Here is a 20541-nt window from a genome sequence, read left to right as displayed (position 1 = left end):
CCGGTTTGCAAACTGTTGCGAGACCCCGGGCTTGAACCGGGGCCCCGCCGGTCAGCCGCGCCGGGCCTGAACCGCCTCGCTCAGCACCTGCAGCACCCCGAGCGAATCGTCCCAGCCGATGCAGGCATCGGTGATGCTCTGGCCGTAGGCCAGCTGGGCCGGGTCGTCCTTGCCGGCGCTGAACTTCTGCGCGCCGCCATTCAGGTGGCTCTCGACCATCACGCCGAAGATGCGGCGCGAACCACTGCCCACCTGCGTGGCGATGTCGCGGGCCACGTCGATCTGGCGCATGTGCTGCTTGCTGCTGTTGGCGTGCGAGCAGTCCACCATCAGCGACGGCTGCAGCTTCGCGGCCTCGAGGTCCTTGCAGGCGGCTTCCACGTGCACCGCGTCGTAGTTCGGCGTCTTGCCGCCGCGCAGGATCACGTGGCAGTCAGGGTTGCCGGCGGTCTCGACGATGGCGACCTGGCCGTTCTTGTGGACGGACAGGAAGTGGTGCGACCGGGCCGCCGCCTGGATGGCATCGGTGGCGATGCGGATGTTGCCGTCGGTGCCGTTCTTGAACCCGATGGGGGCCGACAGGCCGGACGACAGTTCGCGGTGCACCTGGCTTTCGGTGGTGCGCGCACCGATGGCGCCCCAGGAGATCAGGTCGCCGATGTACTGCGGCGAGATCACGTCGAGGAACTCGCTGCCGGCAGGCATGCCGAGCTTGTTGATCTCGGTGAGCAGCTGGCGGGCGATGCGCAGGCCTTCGTCGATCTTGTAGCTCTCGTCGAGGTAGGGGTCGTTGATGAGGCCCTTCCAGCCGACGGTGGTGCGCGGTTTCTCGAAGTAGACGCGCATCACGATCTCGAGCGTGCCTTCGTACTTCTTGCGCTCGACCAGCAGGCGGCGGGCGTACTCGATGGCGGCCACCGGGTCGTGGATGGAGCAGGGGCCCATGATCACCAGCAGCCGGTCGTCACGGCCCTGGATGATGTTCTTGATGTTCTGGCGCGTGCCGGCGATCAGCGTCTCGGCCGGCGTGCCGCGGATCGGGAAGAAGCGGACCAGGTGCTCCGGCGGCGGCAACGGGGTGACGTTCAGGATGCGTTCGTCGTCGGTCTGGCCGGTGCGGTCGGCTGGGGCCGTCCATCCTTCGGCGGCGCTGGTGGCATTGGCATTCATCGGAAAGGGCTCCTTGAGGGGAAGTACGTCGAATGGCGTCGGGATGTTCGGGCGAAAAAAAACCGCCGTGGATCCGGCGGTTTTTTGAGTCTGGTGCGTTTCTTCGGGCTACGCGCTTCTCTCTCCGCCGGGTGTGGGCAAGATCCAAAAGTAAAAGCCGAAGAAGGACGCAACGAGACGCATGGGAGCTAATGTAGCACGGGGCCTGGGCGCGCCGTCAAGCGGTGCCGCCCACGGTGAGGCGGTCGATGCGCAGCGTGGGCTGGCCCACGCCCACCGGGACGCTCTGGCCTTCCTTGCCACACACGCCCACGCCGGTGTCGAGTTTCATGTCGTTGCCGATCATGCTGACACGGGTCAGCGCGTCGGGGCCGTTGCCGATGATGGTGGCGCCCTTGACCGGGTACTGGATCTTGCCGTTTTCGACCCAGAAGGCTTCCGACGCGGAAAACACGAACTTGCCGCTGGTGATGTCGACCTGGCCGCCGCCGAAGTTGGTGGCGTAGAGGCCGCGCTTCAGGCCGGCGATGATCTCTTCCTTCGTCTTGTCGCCGCCGAGCATGTAGGTGTTGGTCATGCGGGGCATGGGCACGGCCGCGTAGCTTTCGCGCCGGCCGTTGCCGGTGGGGGCCACGCCCATCAGGCGGGCGTTCATGGCGTCCTGGATGTACCCCTTCAGGATGCCGTCCTCGATCAGCACGTTGCGCTGGCTGGCGTTGCCTTCGTCGTCCACGTTGAGCGAACCGCGGCGGTCGGGCAGGGTGCCGTCGTCGAGCACGGTGACCCCCTTGGCCGCCACACGCTGGCCGATGCGGCCACTGAACGCGCTGGAGCCCTTGCGGTTGAAGTCGCCCTCGAGGCCGTGGCCGATGGCCTCGTGCAGCAGCACACCGGGCCAGCCCGGGCCGAGCACCACGCTCATCTCGCCGGCCTTGGCCGGGCGCGCTTCGAGGTTGGTGAGCGCTGCGTTGACCGCGTCGTTGACGTATTGCTCGATGATGTCTTGCTGGAAGTAGCCGAGGCCGAAGCGGCCACCGCCACCGCCCGAGCCGATCTCGCGGCGCACTTCGCCCGCGATGGTCTGTTCGGCGATCACGGTGACGGACAGGCGAACGAGCGGGCGCACGTCGGCCGCCAGCGTGCCGTCGGCGCGGGCGATCAGCACCACGTCGTATTCGGCGGCCACGCCGGCCATCACCTGCTTCACGCGCGGGTCTTTCGCGCGGGCGAGTTTCTCGACCCGCTCCAGCAAGGCCACCTTCTGCGAGCTGTCGAGCGTGGCGATGGGGTCGGTGGGGGCGTACAGCACCCGGCTGCCGGCCACCTTGGGCGCCGACGGCACCTTGACCGACAGGCTCTGGCCCGCGGCAGCGATGGTGCGCACGGTGCGGGCGGCATCGAGCAGCGCGGCTTCGGAGATGTCGTCGGAGTACGCGAACGCGGTCTTTTCACCGGCCACCGCCCGCACACCGACCCCCTGGTCGATGCCGAAGCTGCCGGACTTCACGATGCCTTCCTCGAGGCTCCAGCCTTCGCTGCGGGTGTACTGGAAGTACAGGTCCGCGTCGTCGATGCGGTGGGCCGCGATGGTGTTCAGGGCCTTGGCCACGGTCGCGTCGGAAAGACCGAACGGTTCGAGCAGCAGGGACCTGGCGACCGCCAGACGTTCGAGGGTGGGTTCGCGGGAGATCATGGCGGCGATTGTAGGAGCCCCCTCCGCCCTTGTGGGCCCCAGGGTGACCTCCGGATCACAGTTCTTTACCGAAGGGCTGTCGGCCGACACGCGACCGGCTGCCGTTGAGGAAGCGTGCCGCACAGCTTGTTTGTCCACCACTCACCCGGAAGGAATCCCAGATGAACCGCCTCAAGCAATTCGCCGTCAGCACCACCGTGGCCCTGGCCGCCTTCGCCGGGCTGGCCGGCAACGCGCTGGCCCAGGACCACCGCTACGAAACCCGCTACGAAACCCGCTACGAGGCCCGCGGCGACCACCGCGGTGACCGCATCGATGAACGCCAGCAGCGCCAGGCGCAGGCCATCCACCATGCCGCCGCCACGGGCCGGCTCACGCCACACGAGACGCGCCGCCTGATGCGCCAGCAGGAACAGATCCGCCACGCCGAGGCCCAGGCCCGTGCGGACGGCCGCGTGAGCTACCGCGAACGCGAGCGCCTCGACGCGATGCAGGACCACGCCCGCCGCAGCATCGAACGCCAGACGCACGACCGCCAGACCTGGTGACGGCGTCTCAGTCGTCCGACGTGGCCTGCTTCAGCACCAGCGCACGCGCATACAGCGCGTTGCGCGGTGCGCCGGTCAACTCGGCCGCCAGGCCCACGGCCTGTTTCAGCGGCAACTCCGCCATCAGGGTGCGCAGCACCGTGTCGTGGCCGGTGTCGGCCCCTTCGGTCGGCTCCGGCGCCACGGCGTGCACCACCACGACGAATTCGCCACGCGACCGGTTCGGATCGGCGGCCAGCCAGGCCGGCGCTTGTGCCGCCACCATCGTCGAGACCCCCTCGAACTGCTTCGTCAGCTCGCGGCAGATCGTGATGGTGCGGTGCGGCATCACGTCGGCGAGCCCCTGCAGCAGCGCATCGATGCGGTGCGGGGCCTCGAACAGCACCTGGGCGTCATCGCGCGCGGCCAGGGCCTTCAGCGCGGTGAGGCGTTCGTTGCCTTTCGGGGGCAGGAACCCGGTGAAGGCGAACCCGCGCGCCACCGTGTCACCGGCCACGCAGAGGGCGGCCAGCGCGCTGCTCGCGCCGGGCACCGGTACCGTGCGGTACCCGGCCGCCTGGCAGGCCGCCACCAGCGCGGCCCCGGGGTCGCTGACGGCCGGGGTGCCGGCGTCGCTGACGTAGGCCACGCGCTCACCGGCGGCCAGGCGCGCCAGCACCCCGGCGGACGCCTCGCGTTCGTTGTGCTCGTGCAGCGCGATCAGCGGCTTGTCGAGCCCCAGGTGGCGCAGCAGCGGGCTCGTGTGGCGGGTGTCCTCGCACGCCACCGCATCCACCTTCCACAACACGTGGATCGCCCTCAGGCTCAGGTCAGCGAGATTCCCGATGGGTGTGGCCACGACGTACAGCGCCGACACCGGATACTGCTGGGTTCCGGCCGCGGCCTCGGCGGCTTGTTGCAACAGGGTCGGGCGGGTGGGGGAATCCATGGCAGGCACCACAAAACGGTCGGGCGATGAAGGCGAACAACGGGCCCTGGACCACCTGGTCCGCCAGGGGCTCCGGCTCGTGGCGCGGAACTACCGGGTGGCAGCGGGGCCGCGGGCGTTCGGCGGCGAAGTGGACCTCATTGTGCGCGACCGCGACGGCACGCTGGTGTTCGTCGAAGTGCGCCGCCGCCGGCACGTTCATCACGGGGGTGCGGCGGCCAGTGTCACCGGAGCCAAGCAACGGCGCGTACGATATGCGGCCCGCCACTACTTGCAGACCCTCGCTTCGCCCCCACCTTGTCGCTTTGATGTGGTCGTGATCGACGGCGATGATCTCGTCTGGCTCCGGGCCGCGTTCACCGACGACTGACCCGCCATGCACCAACACGGAACCCAACCCCCTGGTCCGTGTCTTAAAATCACCACCATGCTTGAACAACGCATCCAGCAACAATTCTTCGACAGCGCCGACCTCAAGTACGCCGCTGCCGAAATCCTGTCGCGTCCCATCGCGGACGCCGTCAGCGCCATCGTGGGCTGCATCACGGGTGGAGGCAAGGTGCTGGCCTGCGGCAATGGCGGTTCCGCCAGCGACGCCCAGCACTTCGCCGCCGAATTCGTGGGCCGCTACGAACGTGAACGCCCGGGCCTCGCGGCCATCGCGCTCACGGTCGACAGCTCCATCCTGACGGCGGTCGGCAACGACTACGACTTCAACCAGATCTTCTCGAAGCAGGTGCAGGCCCTCGGCCAGCCGGGTGATGTGCTGCTCGCCATCACCACCAGCGGCAACTCTGCCAACGTGCTGGCCGCCGTGGAAGCGGCGCACGCGAAGGAGATGACCGTCATCGCCCTCACGGGGCGGGGCGGCGGCAAGATGAACCAGCACCTGAGCGAAACCGACGTGCACATCTCTGTGCCGCACGAACGCACGGCCCGCATCCAGGAAGTCCACATCCTCGCGATCCACTGCCTCTGCGACGCGGTGGACCTGCAATTGCTCGGAGAACAGGAAAATACATGACGGGCCCCAAGTTCCGCCTCGCGCTCATCGCCGCCGCGCTCGCCGCTTCCACCACCCTGACCGGCTGTGTCGCCCTGTTCCTCGGTGGCGCCGTGGTGGGTGGCACGCTGATGGCCACCGACCGCCGCAGCTCCGGCACGCAGATCGATGACCAGTCCATCGAACTGAAGGCCGGCCAGCGGGTGCGCCAGGCCGTCGGCGACCGCGGCCACATCAACGTCACCAGCTACAACCGCGTCGCGCTGATCACCGGTGAAGTGGGCAACGACGCCGACAAGGCCGCGGTGGAGCAGGCCGTCGCGCAGGTCGACAACGTGCGGTCCACCGTCAACGAACTGGCCATCGGCTTCTCCAGCTCGCTCACCAACCGGTCGAACGACGCGCTGATCTCCACGAAAGTGAAGGCCACGCTGGTCGACGCCGGCGACATCTCGGCCAACGCCTTCAAGGTGGTGACCGAGCGCAGCATCGTGTACCTGATGGGGCGTGTCACCGAAGCCGAAGGCCAACGCGCCGTCGACCTGATCCGCACGATCCGCGGGGTCGACAAGGTGGTGCGTGTGTTCGAGGTGGTGACCGAAGCCGAACTGGCCACGTTGCAGCCGATGGGCGCACCCACGAACAACGCCAAGCCGGTCAGCAACAAGCCCTGAGGCGTCCATGTCACCCCGACGAAAGTCGGGGCCCACCGGGGAGTGGGTCCCGGCTTTCGCCGGGATGACGGGCTTATTTGAGACGGCGGAGCAAACTAGAGGTGTCCTGCCGCCCGCCACCCAGCGCCTGCACGTCGGCATAGAACTGGTCCACCAGCGCCGTGACGGGCAGCCGGGCGCCGTTGCGTTGTGCTTCGGCGAGCACGAGGCCCAGGTCCTTGCGCATCCAGTCCACCGCAAAGCCGAAGTCGAACTTGCCGTCGACCATCGTGGGGCCGCGGTTGTCCATCTGCCAGCTCTGCGCGGCACCCTTGCCGATCACGTCGAGCACGGCCTTCATGTCGAGGCCGGCCTTTTCGCCAAACGCGATGGCTTCGGACAAGCCTTGCACCAGCCCGGCGATGCAGATCTGGTTCACCATCTTCGCCAGTTGGCCCGCGCCGCTGTCACCGAGGCGCGTGACGGCCTTGGCAAACGCCAGCACCACGGGGCGCACCGTGTCGAACGCGGAGGCATCGCCCCCGCACATCACGGTGAGCGCGCCATTGATGGCGCCCAGGTTGCCCCCCGAGACCGGGGCGTCGATGAACTGGAAGCCTCGCTCGCGCGCGGTGGCGGCCAGCTGGCGCGCCACTTCGGCAGACGCCGTGGTGTGGTCCACGAAGATGGCCCCGGCCGCCATGCCGGCAAACGCCCCGTGCGCGCCGGTGGTGATCTGGCGCAGGTCGTCGTCGTTGCCCACGCACGCCAGCACGATCTCGGCGCCCGCCACGGCCGCCTGCGGCGTGGCCGCGTGGGTGCCGCCGTACTCGGCCACCCATTGCGCCGCCTTCGCGGCGGTGCGGTTGTAGACGGTGACCTGGTGGCCCGCACGGGCCAGGTGTCCGGCCATGGGATACCCCATGACACCGAGGCCGAGGAACGCGACGCGGCGCGAGGCGATGGGGTCGTAGGTGCGGGTGGACATCAGACGATGGTGAGGTGTTCGGTGCCGGCGGAGAGGTCCATCGTGCGGGCACGGTTGCTGTGGAGCTTGATCTGCAGGCGCAGGTCGTTGACGGAGTCGGCGTTGCGCAACGCGTCCTCGTAGGTGACGAGCTGGTTCTCGTAGAGGTCGAAGAGGGCCTGGTCGAACGTCTGCATGCCCAGCTCGCGCGACTTCTTCATGATCTCCTTGATCTCGCTCACCTCGCCCTTGAAGATCAGGTCGGAGATCAGCGGCGTGTTCAGCAGCACCTCGACAGCGGCGATGCGGCCCTTGCCTTCCTGGCGCGGCAGCAGCCGCTGCGACACGAGCGACTTCAGGTTCAGCGACAAGTCCATCAGCAGCTGGGCGCGGCGCTCTTCGGGGAAGAAGTTGATGATCCGGTCGAGCGCCTGGTTGGCGCTGTTCGCGTGCAGCGTGGCCATGCAGAGGTGGCCCGTCTCGGCGAACGCCACCGCGTGTTCCATGGTTTCCCGGTCGCGGATCTCACCCATCAGGATCACGTCCGGCGCCTGCCGCAGCGTGTTTTTCAGGGCCTGCTCCCAACCTTCGGTGTCGAGGCCCACCTCACGCTGCGTGACGATGCAGTTCTTGTGCGGGTGCACGAATTCCACCGGGTCCTCGATGGTGATGATGTGGCCCTGCGTGTTTTCGTTGCGGTAGTCCACCATCGCGGCCAGCGACGTGCTCTTGCCGGAACCGGTGGCCCCCACGAAGATCACGAGACCGCGTTTGGTCATTGTGACGTCCTTGAGCACCTGGGGCAGGTTCAGCCCGTCGATGGTGGGCAGCGTCTGCGGGATGGTCCGCATCACGAGGCCGATGTTGCCCTGCTGCACGAACGCGTTCACCCGGAAGCGGCCGATGCCCTGCGGCGAGATCGCGAAGTTGCATTCCTTCGTGCGCTCGAACTCGGCGGCCTGCTTGTCGTTCATCACCGACCGCGCGAGCGCGATGGTGTGCTGCCCGGTGAGCGGCTGCGGCGACACCTTGGTCACCTTGCCGTCCACCTTGATGGCGGGCGGGAAGTCGGCGGTCAGGAAGAGGTCGGAACCGTTGCGCGACACCATCAGGCGCAGCAGGTCGTTGACGAATTTCGATGCCTGGTCTCTTTCCATGGTCGTACCCTTGAGAATTCCGTTGGTCAATTGCTGGACAGCAAGGCACTGAGGCGCGCACTGACCTGGCGCAGCCGGAGTGACAGCCGCCGCGACAGCGAGGCCAGCAAGGCCAGGCCGAGGCGCGGTTCGTTCATGATCATCTCATCCAGACGCTGGGCGTCCACCACCGCGAGGGTACAGGGCGTCAATGTCGTGCACGCGGAAAACCGCGTGCCGGCATCGAGGAGCGACATCTCCCCCAGCATGTCGCCCGCACGCGCCTCGGCCAGCCGCGCGCGGCCTCCCCACGGCTGCACACGGTCCACCGCGAGCGTGCCCTCGAGCACGATCAGCATGTAGTCGCCCTGTTCGTCCTGCCCGATGACCTCGCGGTCGGCCGGCACGGTAACGAAGTGCAGGTAGCGGCTCAGCTTCAGGATGTCGTTGGCGGCCAGCGCGGCGACGTAGCGGTCGGCGCCCCAGATGCGGACGAAGAGCGGCTCGGCCACCGCCCGGTCGAGCGGTTGGGCCCCCACGTCGGCCGCCCGGGCAGCCCAGGTGGCAATCACCTGGCTGTCTTCGGCGCGGTCGTGGAACTGGGTGGAAAAGAACCCCGAATCGGACGCCGCACCGTCGTGGGCCGGCGCGGGCGCCGGCGCTGCGGTGCCTCCTGTGAGCCGGCCGAACAGTTTCTTCAACGCCATCGCGGAACCCCATCACCCCTTCGAACGCGGCCCCTGCAGGCAATGCCCGGCCGCTTCAGCCGGGGAAGTTTTCGGGCGTCTTCGCCTTGCCGCGGGCCTCGGCCGGCGAGATCACGTTGCGGCGCACCAGCTCGGCCAGGTTCTGGTCGAGCGTCTGCATGCCAATGCTGTTGCCGGTCTGGATGGACGAATACATCTGCGCGATCTTGTTCTCGCGGATCAGGTTCCGGATGGCCGGCGAGCCGAGCATGATCTCGTGCGCCGCGACCCGGCCCGTGCCGTCCTTGAGCTTGCACAGCGTCTGCGAGATCACGGCCACGAGGGATTCGGACAACATGGCACGCACCATGTCCTTTTCGGCGGCGGGGAACACGTCGACGATCCGGTCGACGGTCTTGGCGGCACTGGACGTGTGCAGCGTGCCGAAGACCAGGTGGCCCGTTTCAGCGGCGGTGAGGGCGAGGCGGATGGTTTCCAGGTCGCGCATTTCGCCCACGAGGATGGCGTCCGGGTCTTCCCGCAGGGCCGAGCGCAGCGCGTTGGCGAAGCTGAGCGTGTGCGGCCCCACCTCGCGCTGGTTGACCAGGCATTTCTTGGATTCGTGCACGAATTCGATCGGGTCTTCCACGGTCAGCACGTGGCCGTACTCGTTTTCGTTCAGGTGGTTCACCATGGCCGCGAGGGTGGTGGACTTGCCCGACCCGGTAGGGCCGGTGACCAGCACCAGGCCGCGCGGCTTGAGCGACAGTTCGGCGAAGATCTTGGGCGTGTTGAGCTGCTCGAGCGTGAGGATCTTCGACGGAATGGTCCGGAACACGGCGCCAGCGCCGCGGTTCTGGTTGAACGCATTGACCCGGAAACGGGCCAGCCCCTGGATCTCGAACGAGAAGTCGACCTCGAGCGTTTCCTCGTAGGCCTTGCGCTGCGAGTCGTTCATGATGTCGTACACCATCTCGTGCACTTGCTTGTGCTCGAGCGGGTCGACGTTGATGCGCCGCACATCGCCGTGCACGCGGATCATCGGCGGCAGCCCGGCGGAGAGGTGCAGGTCGGACGCCTTGTTCTTGACCGAGAACGCAAGCAGTTGGGTGATGTCCATGTGTCTTCGGGAACCGCGATGGGTTGCAGGGGGCTGCAGGGGGCTGCAAGAAATGGGGCCGCCCGTCCCGATGAGATAGGCTCGCGGGATTATGGCGACGATTGCAGCGAACATACAACAAGTGCACGATCGGATGGCCCGGGCCTGTGCGCTCGCGCAACGGCCCGTGCAAAGCGTCACGTTGCTAACCGTAAGCAAAACTTACAGCGCGGATGCGGTGCGCGAGGCGGTGGCAGCCGGCGAGCGGCGGTTTGGCGAGAACTACGTGCAGGAAGGGGTGGACAAGATCAGCGAGCTGATCGACCTGCGCGACCGCCTCGAATGGCACCTGATCGGCCCCTTGCAGAGCAACAAGACCCGGGTGGTGGCCAGCCAGTTCGACTGGGTGCACACGGTGGACCGGCTCAAGATCGCCGAACGGCTGTCGGCCCAGCGGCCGCCCGGCCTGGCGCCGCTGCAGGTGTGCCTGCAGGTGAACACCAGCGGCGAGGCCAACAAGAGCGGCCTCGGCCCGGCCGAGCTGGCCCCGGTGGCCCGCGCGGTGGCCGCGTTGCCGGGCCTGAGGCTGCGCGGCCTGATGGCCATCCCTGAACCCACCGCCGACCCCATCGAACAGCGCCGGGCCCACCGGGCCCTGCGCGACCTGTTCGACCGGCTGCGCGCCGACGGGCTCGACCTCGACACGCTGTCGATGGGCATGACGGCCGACCTGGAGGCCGCCATCCTGGAGGGCGCCACGATCGTGCGGGTGGGTACCGCGATCTTCGGCGCCCGCATTCAGCCCGGACGCTGATACCGGCGTTCCTGCGTGACACCGCCGTAGCCGTACGCCGCGGCGCGCACGTCGGACACTTGCACGTAGGAGTGGTCGGCCACGCCGCCGAGCAGGCCGCCCATCGTCTCGTGCACCGCCGCCAGGTACGCGGCCTTTTCCGCCTTCGTGTTCGTCTCGTCGGTGATGGTGACGAGCCAGTGGTAGCTGCGGGCACCCGACACCGACAGCGCCTCCTTCGCGATGAACCACCGGCGGGCCGGCACGAAGTCGATGACCACGGCGGTCAGCGCCGGGTCCTTGCCGAGCAGGCGGGCGGTGAGGTCGGTGGCCTGGGCGGCCACGCGCTGGGCCAGATCGTCGTCGGCGTCACCGGACAGCTGGATGTGCAGGTAGGGCATCGAGAACTCCTTGTGGGTGGGGACGGGTTCACTGTAGGCTCGTGCCATTGATCGCACAATCGGATTGATCCGATGACATTCATCAAGGACTCTCATGAATGACCTCGACCCCCTCTGGTTGCGCAGCTTCGTGGCCATCGCCGGCGCCGGGTCAGTCACGGCCGCGGCCCGGCAGGTGCACCGCACCCAGTCCGCCGTCAGCACGCACCTGCAGCAGCTCGAAGCATCGCTCGGCGCGCGACTGGCCACGCGCAGCACGCGTGCGCTGGCCCTGACGGCAGAGGGCGAGCGGTTCCTGCCCCACGCGAAGCGCCTCCTGGCCCTGCAGGAGGAAGCTCACGCGGCGGTGCGGGCCACCGAACCGCCACGCCCCTGGCGCATCGGCATCAGCGAGTACTTCGAGCCGGACCGCCTCGGCGAACTGCTGGAGCTGCTGCGCGCGCACACCGCGCCTGCACGCATCGAGCTGCTGTGGTCCAGCTCACAGGCCCTGCAGGCGCTGTGGGCCGCCGGCGAAATGGACCTCGCGGTGGTGACCAGCAATGTGCCCCTCCCCGGCGCGCGCCTGCTGCGGCGCGAGCCGTTGGTGTGGGTCGCGGGCCGCGGGCTGGTGGTGCCCCACCGCGACCCCGCCCCGCTCGTGCTGCTGGGCCCCGGCTGCCCGGTGCGCCAGCTGGCCCTCGAATCCCTGGAACGCAGGGGCCGCGCCCACCACATCCAGCTCAGCTGCGCCGGCAGCCACGGCGCCGTGGCCGCGCTGCGCGCGGGGTGGGGTGTGGGCTGCCTGAACGAGGCCGCCATCCCGGCCGACCTCGCCCGCCTGTCACACACCGACGCCCGCCACTGGCCATCCCCCGGTAAACTGGCGTTTTACCTACACCACCACCCAGGCCTTCAAGCCACCGCCACCGCCCTGTCCCGATGGTCCAGGGTATGACAGGCAAGCGAAGCGAAGCCGCAGATCAAGCTACCGCCGAGCCCGGGTCTCCCGGGCGACCGCGGGCGCCCCTCGGGGGCAGGAGCGAAGCGACTGGGGGGCCAAAACTATGTTTGTAGCGTTCGTGGGCGGCGGCAACATGGCCAGCGCCATCATTGGCGGTCTCCTCAAGAGCGGCAAGGCGCCGTCTGACATCTTCGTGCTCGAACCCAACGCCGACCAGCGTTCGGTGTTGCAGCGCGACCTCGGTGTCATCACGCTCGAAGCGCCCGGGTCGGTGCTGCAACGCGCCGACGTGGTGGTCTGGGCCGTGAAACCGCAGGTCTTCAAGGAGGCCGCCGCGGCGGCCGGCGCCCACATCGGCAAGGCGTTGCAGTTCAGCGTGATGGCCGGCATCCGGAGCGACGCGCTGGTGGCCGCCCTCGGCACCGAGCGGGTTGTCCGCGCCATGCCCAACACCCCCGCGCTGATCGGCCAAGGCATTGCCGGCCTCTACGCCCGCCCCGCGGTCACCGCGGCCGAACGCCGCGACACCGAACGCCTGCTCGCCCCCACGGGACGCACGCTCTGGGTGGACCGCGAAGACGACCTCGACGCCGTCACGGCCCTCTCGGGCTCGGGCCCGGCCTACGTCTTCTACGTCGTCGAGGCCATGGTGCAGGCCGCCGAGGAGATGGGGCTCACGGCCGAGCAGGGCAAGCAGCTCGCGCTCGCCACGTTTTCCGGGGCGTCTGCCCTGGCGCTCGCATCGAACGATCCGCCGTCGGTGCTGCGCGAGCGCGTGACGTCGAAGGGGGGCACCACCTACGCGGCACTCACGTCGCTCGAATCGAGTCACGTGAAATCAGCCTTCGTGAAGGCCATCAAGGCGGCTCAGCGGCGCGCCACGGAACTCGGCAACGAGTTCGGCTGAACCGCCGGAGCACGCCACCCGCAACCTCAGCGCACGGCAAGATCGGCCAGGACGCCCAGAAACACCGAAAAGCCCACCCAATGGTTGCGGCTGAAGGCCCGGAAGCACCCGTCACGGCCGCGATGGCGGATCAACGTCCAGTGCCAGGCCACCTGCGCGGCCGCGCCGGCGATGCCCAGCAAGGCGATGGGTCCGAGCCCGGCCGACCAGCCCACGGCGGTCCAGATGGCCAGGGCCACGACGTAGAACAGCATCACGCCGGCCACGTCGAACCGGCCGAGCGTGATGGCCGAGGTCTTGATGCCGATCTTCAGGTCGTCGTCGCGGTCGACCATCGCGTATTCGGTGTCGTAGGCCAGCACCCAGAACAGGTTGCCGAGCAGCAGCCACCAGGCGTGGGCCGGCACCCGGTCGAGCACCGCGGCGTAGGCCATCGGGATGCCGAAGCTGAAGGCCACGCCCAGCACCGCCTGCGGCATCGACAGGAACCGTTTCGTGAAGGGGTAGAAGATGCTGACGGCCAGCGCACCGAAACTCAGCGCGATGGTGGTGGTGTTGGTGGTCAGCACCAGCGCGAAGGCCACCAGCGCCAGCGCGGCACCCACGCCCAGCGCCTCGCGCGCGCCGATGCGTCCGCTGGTCACCGGCCGCTGCGCGGTGCGCTTGACGTGTTTGTCGAAGTCGCGGTCGGCCACGTCGTTGACGGCACAGCCCGCGCTGCGCATCAGGTAGGTGCCCAGCACGAACACCGCCAGCAGGTGCCACCCCGGGAACCCGCCGGCCGCCAGCCACAGCGCGGCGAGCGTGGGCCACAGCAGCAGGTACGTGCCCGCCGGGCGGTCCCAGCGGATCAGGTTCAGGTACAGCGACAGGCGGGACGGGGCGGGCTCGTTCACACCTGCTCAGCCTTCCAATCGGCGCTGGAAGACCAGACCCGCGTGTTCGCGCAGCGCGTGGAACTTGATCTTGGGCCAGTTCTGTTCGATCGCACGCAGCTCGGGTGCGTATTCGACGAGCACGGTGGGTGCGTCCACCGCGTCGTAGGCCACGCGGTGCGAGTTCGCCTCGATGAACCGCTTGAGCTCTTTCTCGCCGCCGTCGGCCTCCTCGCACGTGACCCAGCGGGCCACCTGGAAACGGCTGGGCATGATGCGCGCCTTCACGCCGTACTCGTGTTCGAGGCGGTGTGCCACCACCTCGAACTGCAGCTGGCCCACGGCACCGAGCAGCAGCATCGCGCTGGCCACCGGGCGGAACACCTGGATGGCCCCCTCCTCGCCGAGCTGGGTGAGGCCGGCGCGCAGCTGCTTGCTGCGCAGCGGGTCAGCCACTTCGACGGTGCGGAACATCTCGGGCGCGAAAAACGGCAGGCCGGTGAACTGCAGCGACTCGCCCTCGGTGAGGGTGTCGCCGAGCTGCAGCACACCGTGGTTCGGGATGCCGATGATGTCGCCGGCAAACGCCTCGTCGAGCAGTTCACGGCGCTGGCTCAGGAAACTCACCACGGTGTTCGGGCGCAGCTCCTTGCCGGACCGCACGACCTTCAACCGCATGCCCCGTTCGAAGTGGCCGCTGGCCACGCGCACGAACGCGATGCGGTCGCGGTGGGCGGGATCCATGTTCGCCTGGATCTTGAACACGACGCCGGTGAACTTCTTTTCATCGGGTTCCACCTCGCGCTGCAGCGAGGCGCGCGAACCCGGCGCCGGCGCCAGGTCGACCAGCGCGTCGAGCACCTCGCGCACGCCGAAGTTGTTGACGGCCGAGCCGAAGAACATGGGCGTCTGGTGGCCGCCGATGAAGGCCTCGCGGTCGAACGCCGGGGCGGCGTCGGTCAGCAGTTCGATCTCGCCCTGGGCCTGCTGGTACGCCATGCCGAAGCGGTCTGCGTAGAGGGGGTTGTGCAGGCCCTCGAGGATCTCGTCGTCGTTGTGGTTGCGGTCTTCGCCCGGGGAGAACACCCGCATGCGCTCTTCGCGCAGGTCCATCACACCGTGGAACGACTTGCCCATGCCCACCGGCCACGTGAACGGCACCACTTCCATGCCCAGCTCGCGCTCGATCTCGTCCATCAGCGCCAGCGGTTCCTGCACCTCGCGGTCCATCTTGTTGACGAACGTGAGGATGGGGGTGTTGCGCGCGCGGCAGACCTGCAGCAGCCGCCGGGTCTGCGGCTCCACGCCGTTGGCCGCGTCGATCACCATCAGCGCGGCATCGACCGCCGTCAGCACGCGGTAGGTGTCTTCGGAGAAGTCCTGGTGGCCCGGGGTGTCGAGGAGGTTGATGACGCAGTCGCGGTATTCCATCTGCATCACGCTCGACGCCACCGAGATGCCACGCTGCTTCTCGATCTCCATCCAGTCGGACGTGGCGTGGCGCGACGCCTTGCGGGCCTTCACGCTGCCGGCGATCTGGATCGCACCCGAGAACAGCAGCAGCTTCTCCGTGAGCGTGGTCTTGCCCGCGTCGGGGTGGGAGATGATGGCGAACGTGCGGCGGCGGCGCACCTGGGGCGTGAGGTCGGTCGACATGGAACGGGGCGCGTCAAAACCTTCGATTATCGCGGCCAGCGGCCCCTCGCGGCCGGCCTATAGTGCGGGCCGTGGTCATTCGCACAACTTCCTTCACCGATGCCTGAACCGTTTGCCGTGCTGGTGGGTGGCCTGCGGGCCGTTGGCGGGGCCCATCCGCTGCTGGTCGGCGGGTGTGGCGCCGTGGCCCTGTTGTGGGCGCTGTACCGGTGGGCCGACGAAGCGTCCGCTCGCATCGCACGGCACGCCGGCGGGGTGGCGGTGCTGTTGCTGGGCTTCGGGCTGCTGCTGCGCGTGGGCCTGGCCGTGAACGCGCCGCCACCGATGCTGGCACCATGGCAATGGCTGGTCGGGTTGTTCGTGTTGCCCCTTTTCGTGCGCAGCGCCCGCTTCGGCGGGGCCGCGGCGATGCTGTTTTTCCTGTGCCTGGCCGTGGCGCTGGCCACCGCGGTGGGCTGGGTGGCCGACACCCGCGCCGTGCTGGGCCTGGCCTTGGTGGTGGGCCTCGTGGCCCTGGCCGCGGCCGTGGTGCTGGCCCGCGTGGTGCCCCGGCCCGAGCCGGAACCGGTGCCCGCGGCCGAGTTGCAGGCCCGGCTGGACACCCCCGAGGCCAACGAAGCCGCCGACAAGTACACCCGCGAATGAACCCCGTGACCGACGAGCAGTTGTTTTCCCCGCGGCGGTTTCCCGTGCTGGGGCCGGCGGGCCGCGCGATGCTGCGCCACCTGGTCGACCACCCGAACGCCCCGCTGTACCGCGACTTCAGCGGCCACCGGCTGACCCGCCTTGGCGTCTGGCAGGCCCACTGGCGCCAGTGGCAGGTGATGAATGCCGAGATCCCTTGGGCCCTGGATGCCACCGACCCGCCTCCGTGGGCCGAGGCCTGGGTGCGCCAGCTGGCCCACACGGTGCCGGCGGCGCGCGGTCTCGCGGGCCAGCCCTGGGGCGATCTCCCCCTGGTGTCCCGCGCGGACCTGTCCCACGCCTTGCACCTGCACACGCCGTCCGGCGTGCCGGTGGACCAGCTGCTGTGCTTTTCCACCAGCGGCACCACCGGTCACCCGCTGAAGGTGCCATCGCTGCCCCGGGTGGCGGTGGACTACCAGGCCTACCACCGGCGGGCACTGCGGCACGCCGGGGTGGAACTGAAGGCGGGCCCGGGGCAGGTGGGCATCGTGCTCGCAGGCTTCCAGCAGCGCTGTTTCACCTACGTGTCGGTCAACCCGCTGCAAGGCGAATGCGGGCTGGCCAAGCTGAACCTGAACCCGGACGACTGGCGCTCGCCGGCCGACCGCGCGGCGTACCTCGACGCGATGGCGCCGGAGCTGGTGTCCGGCGACCCGATCTCGCTGGCCGAGCTGGCCCGCCTGGGGCTGAAACACCGGCCCCGCGCCCTGCTGTCCACGTCGATGGCACTGCACGATGGCCTGCGCCGTGAACTCGAGTGGCAGTTCCGCTGCCCGGTGCTCGACCTGTACTCGATGAACGAGGTGGGGCCCATCGGGGTGTTCGACCCGAAGGTGGACGGGTTCGTGCTGCTGCAGCCGCGGCTGCACGTCGAGATCGTGGACGACGCGGGCCACCCATTGCCCTACGGCCAGCCTGGCGAGATCGTCGTCAGCGGCGGATTCAACCCGTGCCTGCCGCTGCTGCGCTACCGCACCGGCGACCGCGCGCGTCTCGACATGAGCCCGCGCGGCCCGGTGCTGCGCGGGCTCGTGGGCCGCGCCCCGGTGCGTTACCGCGCGCCCAGCGGCCGCTGGGTCAACAACGTGGAGCTGAGCCAGGCGCTCGCACCGTTCGCCCTCGTGCGGTTCGCGTTCCACCAGCAGGCCGATGGCCCGTTCGTGCTGCGTGCCGAAGCCACCGAACCGCTGGCGAGCCTGGCGCCCCGGTTGCGCGAGGCCATCGAGGCCCGGTTCGGTGAACCGCTGCCACTCACCATCGAACCGCTCGTGGCCGACGACAAGCTGCGGCAGTACACGAGCGACCTGGCCGACCCATGCTGATCCCGCCACCGCTGGAACTGGCCGCCAACCTGGTCACCGCCGTGTCGATCGGCCTGGCCGCCCGCAACCACGTGGCCACCTGGCCCACGGGCATCGCCGGGTGCGTGCTGTTCGGGCTGGTGTTCCACGGAGCCCAGTTGTACGCGGACGCGCTGCTGCAGGTGTTTTTCGTGGTCACCAGCGCCTTCGGGTGGTGGTATTGGCGGCGGCAGGTGGCACCGGTGTCGCGCGCGGCACCGCGCGGCCTGGCCTGGATGGGCCTGGGCGCAGCGGCAGTCACCGTGGGTTACGGGGCCCTGCTGCACCACTTCACCGACGCGTACGCGCCGTTTGCCGATTCGGCCGTGCTCTCCTTCAGCGTGGTGGCCCAGCTGCTGCTGATGCAGCGGCGCCTTGAGACGTGGGCGTTCTGGCTGCTGGTCAACACGGTGTCGGTGCCGCTGTTCGCCTCGCGCGGGCTCACGCTCACCGCGGGGCTGTACGCGTTGTACTGGCTCAACGCCTGGTGGGGCGGCTGGCACTGGTGGCGGCAATGGCGAGCCTGAAACGCTTCCGCCTGGGCCTGGTGGTGGGCAAGTTCGCCCCGCTGCACCTCGGGCACCTCGCGCTGATCGACCACGCCGCCGCGCAGTGCGACCGCCTGCTGCTGCTGAGCTACTCGAACCCCGAGTTCCCCGGCCTCGGCCCCGAACGCCGGCGGCGCTGGCTGGCCGCGGTGTGCCCCGGCCACGAGGCCCTCGTGCTTGACGGCGCGGACGCGCCGCCCAATTCGGCCGACGACCGCACTCACCAGCGCCACCTGGCCTCGCTGCTGATGCACCTGCAGCGCCGCCCCGACGCGATGTTCGCGAGCGAACCCTACGTGGGACCGTGTGCGGCGGTGCTGTCAGCCGCGCTGGGTCACCCGGTGGCACCGGTGCTGTTCGACCCGGCGCGGGCGCTGGTGCCGGTCAGCGCCACGGCGATCCGCGCCCGCCCGGCGTCGATGCTCGATTGGTTGCCGGCCGCCGTGCGCGCCGACCTCGTGCCCCGCGTCGCGCTGCTGGGGGGCGAGTCCACTGGCAAGACGACGCTGGCCGCGGCCCTGGCCCACCACTGGGGTACGGTGTGGGTTGCCGAATACGGCCGCGAACGGTGGGAGGTGCAGGGTGGCGAGTTGACCGAGCCGGACCTGCTCGCGATCGCCATCGAACAGGGCCGCCGGGAAGACATGGCCGCACGCACGGCCGCGCCCGTGCTGGTGTGCGACACCTCGCCGCTCACCACGTTCGGCTACGCCCACTGGATGCACGGCCGCGCCGACCCTGCGCTCGCGGACCTGGCCGATCGGCCCTACACCTTGAACGTGCTGTGCGGCGACGACATCGCCTTCCACCAGGATGGCTCCCGCCTGGACGCCGCCTTCCGCACCCGCCAGCAGGCCTGGTACCGCGAACAGCTCGCAGCCCGGGGCATGCCCTGGATCGAGGTGCGCGGCCCGCTCGCCGCACGTGTGCGGGCCACCGTGGCCGCGATGCCGTTCACGGCCTGACCAGCAGGCCGTCGGCCAGCCACTGCTGCAGCGCCGCCACGGCGGCCTCCGGTCCGCCCGACCGCTCGCACAGCGCGGCGAACGGTTCACCGGCCCGGGCCGCGTGGAGCAGCGTGGTTTCCATCGGGTCCAGCGACCGCCACCGGGTGGCCAGCCCCGCGCGCCACACGAGCACCGTGTGCACGAACGGTTCGGGTTCCGGCGCGTCCCATCCCGCCTGCAGCGCGCGCCAGGCGGGTGCGATGGCCCACTGCAGCGCCACGGTCTGCACGCTGGGGTGCGGGTGCAGCACGAGCCCCGGCCAGTCGTCGGCCGCCAGCCCCGCGAGGTCCTCTCCTTGCAATGGCGTGGCATCGGCCGCATCGAATGCGGTGCGCAGCGCCCATTCGAAGCGGGCCATGTCGGCCATGGCAGGGTGGCGCACGAGGTCGTCGCGTTCGGCCATGAAGGCCGCCAGCCGGTCGCCGAACCAGCGGATCGACGGGTGACGCGACGGGTGGGCCTGCTGGTATGCGAGGGCGAGGGCCTCGAAGCCGTCGTCACCCATCAGCTGCGGCAACACGCCGAAGTTGTCCCGCAGGGCCGCGGACAGGCGCGCCGGCACCGCGTGCTGGTACACCGGCAGGTGGCCAGACACCCCCGGGGCAGCGCCCCCCCGCAGGATGGCCCGCTGCAAACCGCGCAGCTGCGTGCCGTAGGCGCTCATCAGGCGGCCTCCGCCGGCTGCAGGACCGCGGCTGCGATGCGGCGCGCGATGTCGAGCTCGGCAATCAGTTCACCGAGCGGGGGAATGTGGTCGTCGCGTTCGATCATGGCTGGCACGTCGCCGAAACGGTGCACGGCGTGGGCATACAAGGCCCACACGGCATCGCATACCGGGCGGTCATGGGTGTCGATGACCACGTCGCCCTGGTCGTCGTGGCCGGCGAGGTGGATCTGGCGCACGCGGTCGCGGGGCACCGCGTCGAGCCAGCGCACCGGGTCGAAGCCGTGGTTGCGGCTGCTCACGTAGACGTTGTTGACGTCGAGGAGCAGGTCGCAGCCGGTGCGTTGCAGCAGTGCCGGGACGAACTCCCATTCGGGCATCTCGTCGCCGTCGAACCGCACATAGCTCGACACGTTCTCCAGCACGAGCTTGCGGCCGAGCGTGTCCTGCACCTGGTGCACCCGCGGCACGAGGTGGTCGAGGGCCTCCTCGGTCATCGGCACGGGCAACAGGTCGTGCAGGTTGCGGCCACTGACACCGGTCCAGCACAGGTGGTCGGACACCCACGCCGGTTCGACACGCGCCGCCAGGGCCTTCAGGCCGGCCAGGTAGGTGCGGTCGAGCGGGTCGGTGCCGCCGATCGACAGCGACACGCCGTGCATCACGACGGGGAAGTCCCGGCGGATGCGGTCGAGGTGGAACAGCGGCTTGCCACCGGGCACCATGTGGTTTTCCGAGATGACCTCGAGCCAGTCGACACGCGGCCGGGTGTCCAGGAAATCACGGTAGTGCGCCGGCCGCAACCCGAGGCCGAAACCACGCAGTGCCGGTGCCATG

23 protein-coding genes are annotated in these 20541 nt (G+C 69.2%); 11 read left to right on the top strand and 12 right to left on the bottom strand.

Annotation, left to right across the window (positions count from 1 at the left end; translation table 11 throughout):
- Positions 1-51 precede the first annotated feature (51 nt).
- On the bottom strand, positions 52-1170 hold the full coding sequence (locus ASC87_RS10790; RefSeq protein ID WP_056660785.1) for a 3-deoxy-7-phosphoheptulonate synthase: 1119 nt from the start codon (positions 1168-1170) through the stop codon (positions 52-54).
- A gap of 217 nt (positions 1171-1387) precedes the next feature.
- Positions 1388-2863 (bottom strand): metalloprotease TldD, encoded by a 1476-nt coding sequence (gene tldD, locus ASC87_RS10785; RefSeq protein ID WP_056660781.1) that lies wholly within the window; start codon positions 2861-2863, stop codon positions 1388-1390.
- A 161-nt stretch (positions 2864-3024) separates the two neighbouring features.
- Between tldD and ASC87_RS10780 the strand changes: the two genes are divergently transcribed.
- Positions 3025-3411, top strand: a complete 387-nt coding sequence (locus ASC87_RS10780) for a hypothetical protein (protein ID WP_056660778.1) — start codon at positions 3025-3027, stop codon at positions 3409-3411.
- A 7-nt stretch (positions 3412-3418) separates the two neighbouring features.
- Here ASC87_RS10780 and rsmI read toward each other — a convergent pair whose 3' ends face one another.
- Positions 3419-4339 (bottom strand): 16S rRNA (cytidine(1402)-2'-O)-methyltransferase, encoded by a 921-nt coding sequence (rsmI, locus tag ASC87_RS10775; RefSeq protein ID WP_056660775.1) that lies wholly within the window; start codon positions 4337-4339, stop codon positions 3419-3421.
- On the opposite strand from rsmI, the gene ASC87_RS10770 reads away from it, so the two are divergent.
- From ASC87_RS10770 to ASC87_RS10760, 3 genes are read left to right on the top strand one after another with little or no spacing between them, the layout of a single operon-like run.
- Positions 4338-4709, top strand: a complete 372-nt coding sequence (locus ASC87_RS10770) for a YraN family protein (protein WP_056660771.1) — start codon at positions 4338-4340, stop codon at positions 4707-4709. The genes rsmI and ASC87_RS10770 overlap by 2 nt on opposite strands.
- A gap of 57 nt (positions 4710-4766) precedes the next feature.
- On the top strand, positions 4767-5363 hold the full coding sequence (locus ASC87_RS10765; RefSeq protein WP_056660768.1) for a phosphoheptose isomerase: 597 nt from the start codon (positions 4767-4769) through the stop codon (positions 5361-5363).
- Entirely contained in the window at positions 5360-6016 is a 657-nt protein-coding gene (locus ASC87_RS10760; protein WP_056660765.1) for a BON domain-containing protein, read from the top strand. The genes ASC87_RS10765 and ASC87_RS10760 overlap by 4 nt, the downstream gene beginning before the upstream one ends.
- 73 nt (positions 6017-6089) lie before the next feature.
- On the opposite strand, the gene ASC87_RS10755 is transcribed toward ASC87_RS10760, so the two are convergent.
- From ASC87_RS10755 to ASC87_RS10740, 4 genes are read right to left on the bottom strand one after another with little or no spacing between them, the layout of a single operon-like run.
- The gene (locus tag ASC87_RS10755; RefSeq protein ID WP_056660761.1) at positions 6090-6983 is read right to left on the bottom strand and encodes an NAD(P)-dependent oxidoreductase; all 894 of its coding nucleotides are present in this window, start codon (positions 6981-6983) and stop codon (positions 6090-6092) included.
- Positions 6983-8119: a PilT/PilU family type 4a pilus ATPase gene (locus tag ASC87_RS10750; RefSeq protein ID WP_056660758.1), complete on the bottom strand. Its 1137-nt coding sequence runs from the start codon at positions 8117-8119 to the stop codon at positions 6983-6985. Before ASC87_RS10750 ends, ASC87_RS10755 begins: the two co-directional genes overlap by 1 nt.
- A gap of 26 nt (positions 8120-8145) precedes the next feature.
- Positions 8146-8805, bottom strand: coding sequence for a cyclic nucleotide-binding domain-containing protein (locus ASC87_RS10745; protein WP_157603963.1), 660 nt, complete (start codon positions 8803-8805; stop codon positions 8146-8148).
- A 55-nt stretch (positions 8806-8860) separates the two neighbouring features.
- Positions 8861-9904 carry a type IV pilus twitching motility protein PilT gene (locus tag ASC87_RS10740; RefSeq protein ID WP_056660755.1) on the bottom strand — a complete coding sequence of 348 codons (1044 nt, stop codon included), beginning with the start codon at positions 9902-9904 and terminating at the stop codon, positions 8861-8863.
- A gap of 91 nt (positions 9905-9995) precedes the next feature.
- Here ASC87_RS10740 and ASC87_RS10735 point away from each other — a divergent pair, with 91 nt between their 5' ends.
- Positions 9996-10697 (top strand): YggS family pyridoxal phosphate-dependent enzyme, encoded by a 702-nt coding sequence (locus ASC87_RS10735; protein ID WP_056660752.1) that lies wholly within the window; start codon positions 9996-9998, stop codon positions 10695-10697.
- On the opposite strand, the gene ASC87_RS10730 is transcribed toward ASC87_RS10735, so the two are convergent.
- The gene (locus ASC87_RS10730; protein WP_056661243.1) at positions 10682-11077 is read right to left on the bottom strand and encodes a 4-oxalocrotonate tautomerase family protein; all 396 of its coding nucleotides are present in this window, start codon (positions 11075-11077) and stop codon (positions 10682-10684) included. The genes ASC87_RS10735 and ASC87_RS10730 overlap by 16 nt on opposite strands.
- Positions 11078-11171: 94 nt before the next feature.
- On the opposite strand from ASC87_RS10730, the gene ASC87_RS10725 reads away from it, so the two are divergent.
- On the top strand, positions 11172-12014 hold the full coding sequence (locus ASC87_RS10725) for a LysR family transcriptional regulator (RefSeq protein ID WP_056660749.1): 843 nt from the start codon (positions 11172-11174) through the stop codon (positions 12012-12014).
- Positions 12015-12123: 109 nt separating this feature from the next.
- Positions 12124-12927: a pyrroline-5-carboxylate reductase gene (gene proC, locus ASC87_RS10720; RefSeq protein WP_056660746.1), complete on the top strand. Its 804-nt coding sequence runs from the start codon at positions 12124-12126 to the stop codon at positions 12925-12927.
- A gap of 26 nt (positions 12928-12953) precedes the next feature.
- Here the strand turns inward: proC and ubiA are convergent, their stop codons facing one another.
- On the bottom strand, positions 12954-13823 hold the full coding sequence (gene ubiA / locus ASC87_RS10715) for a 4-hydroxybenzoate octaprenyltransferase (RefSeq protein ID WP_056660743.1): 870 nt from the start codon (positions 13821-13823) through the stop codon (positions 12954-12956).
- Between the two features lie 6 nt (positions 13824-13829).
- Positions 13830-15458: a peptide chain release factor 3 gene (locus ASC87_RS10710; RefSeq protein ID WP_056660740.1), complete on the bottom strand. Its 1629-nt coding sequence runs from the start codon at positions 15456-15458 to the stop codon at positions 13830-13832.
- Positions 15459-15557: 99 nt separating this feature from the next.
- Here ASC87_RS10710 and ASC87_RS10705 point away from each other — a divergent pair, with 99 nt between their 5' ends.
- From ASC87_RS10705 to ASC87_RS10690, 4 genes are read left to right on the top strand one after another with little or no spacing between them, the layout of a single operon-like run.
- Positions 15558-16103, top strand: coding sequence for a hypothetical protein (locus ASC87_RS10705; RefSeq protein WP_056660737.1), 546 nt, complete (start codon positions 15558-15560; stop codon positions 16101-16103).
- The gene (locus ASC87_RS10700; protein WP_056660734.1) at positions 16100-17467 is read left to right on the top strand and encodes an AMP-binding protein; all 1368 of its coding nucleotides are present in this window, start codon (positions 16100-16102) and stop codon (positions 17465-17467) included. The genes ASC87_RS10705 and ASC87_RS10700 overlap by 4 nt, the downstream gene beginning before the upstream one ends.
- Positions 17461-18012: a nicotinamide riboside transporter PnuC gene (gene pnuC / locus ASC87_RS10695; RefSeq protein ID WP_235582133.1), complete on the top strand. Its 552-nt coding sequence runs from the start codon at positions 17461-17463 to the stop codon at positions 18010-18012. Before ASC87_RS10700 ends, pnuC begins: the two co-directional genes overlap by 7 nt.
- A complete protein-coding gene (locus tag ASC87_RS10690; protein WP_056660731.1) occupies positions 18000-18998 on the top strand; it encodes an AAA family ATPase in 999 nt (332 codons plus the stop codon). The genes pnuC and ASC87_RS10690 overlap by 13 nt, the downstream gene beginning before the upstream one ends.
- Here the strand turns inward: ASC87_RS10690 and ASC87_RS10685 are convergent.
- Complete coding sequence (locus ASC87_RS10685; RefSeq protein WP_056660728.1) at positions 18988-19704, bottom strand: DNA-binding domain-containing protein; 717 nt, start codon at positions 19702-19704, stop codon at positions 18988-18990. The two genes, ASC87_RS10690 and ASC87_RS10685, sit on opposite strands and share 11 nt — an antisense overlap.
- On the bottom strand, positions 19704-20540 hold the full coding sequence (locus ASC87_RS10680) for a DUF692 domain-containing protein (RefSeq protein WP_056660726.1): 837 nt from the start codon (positions 20538-20540) through the stop codon (positions 19704-19706). The genes ASC87_RS10685 and ASC87_RS10680 overlap by 1 nt, the downstream gene beginning before the upstream one ends.
- Between the last annotated feature and the right edge of the window lies 1 nt (position 20541).

This window comes from Rhizobacter sp. Root1221, assembly GCF_001425785.1.
Classification (GTDB): Bacteria; Pseudomonadota; Gammaproteobacteria; order Burkholderiales; family Burkholderiaceae_C; genus Rhizobacter.
The sequence above is the reverse complement of the archived record's forward strand: the minus strand, read 5'-3'. Positions and strand labels throughout refer to the sequence as shown.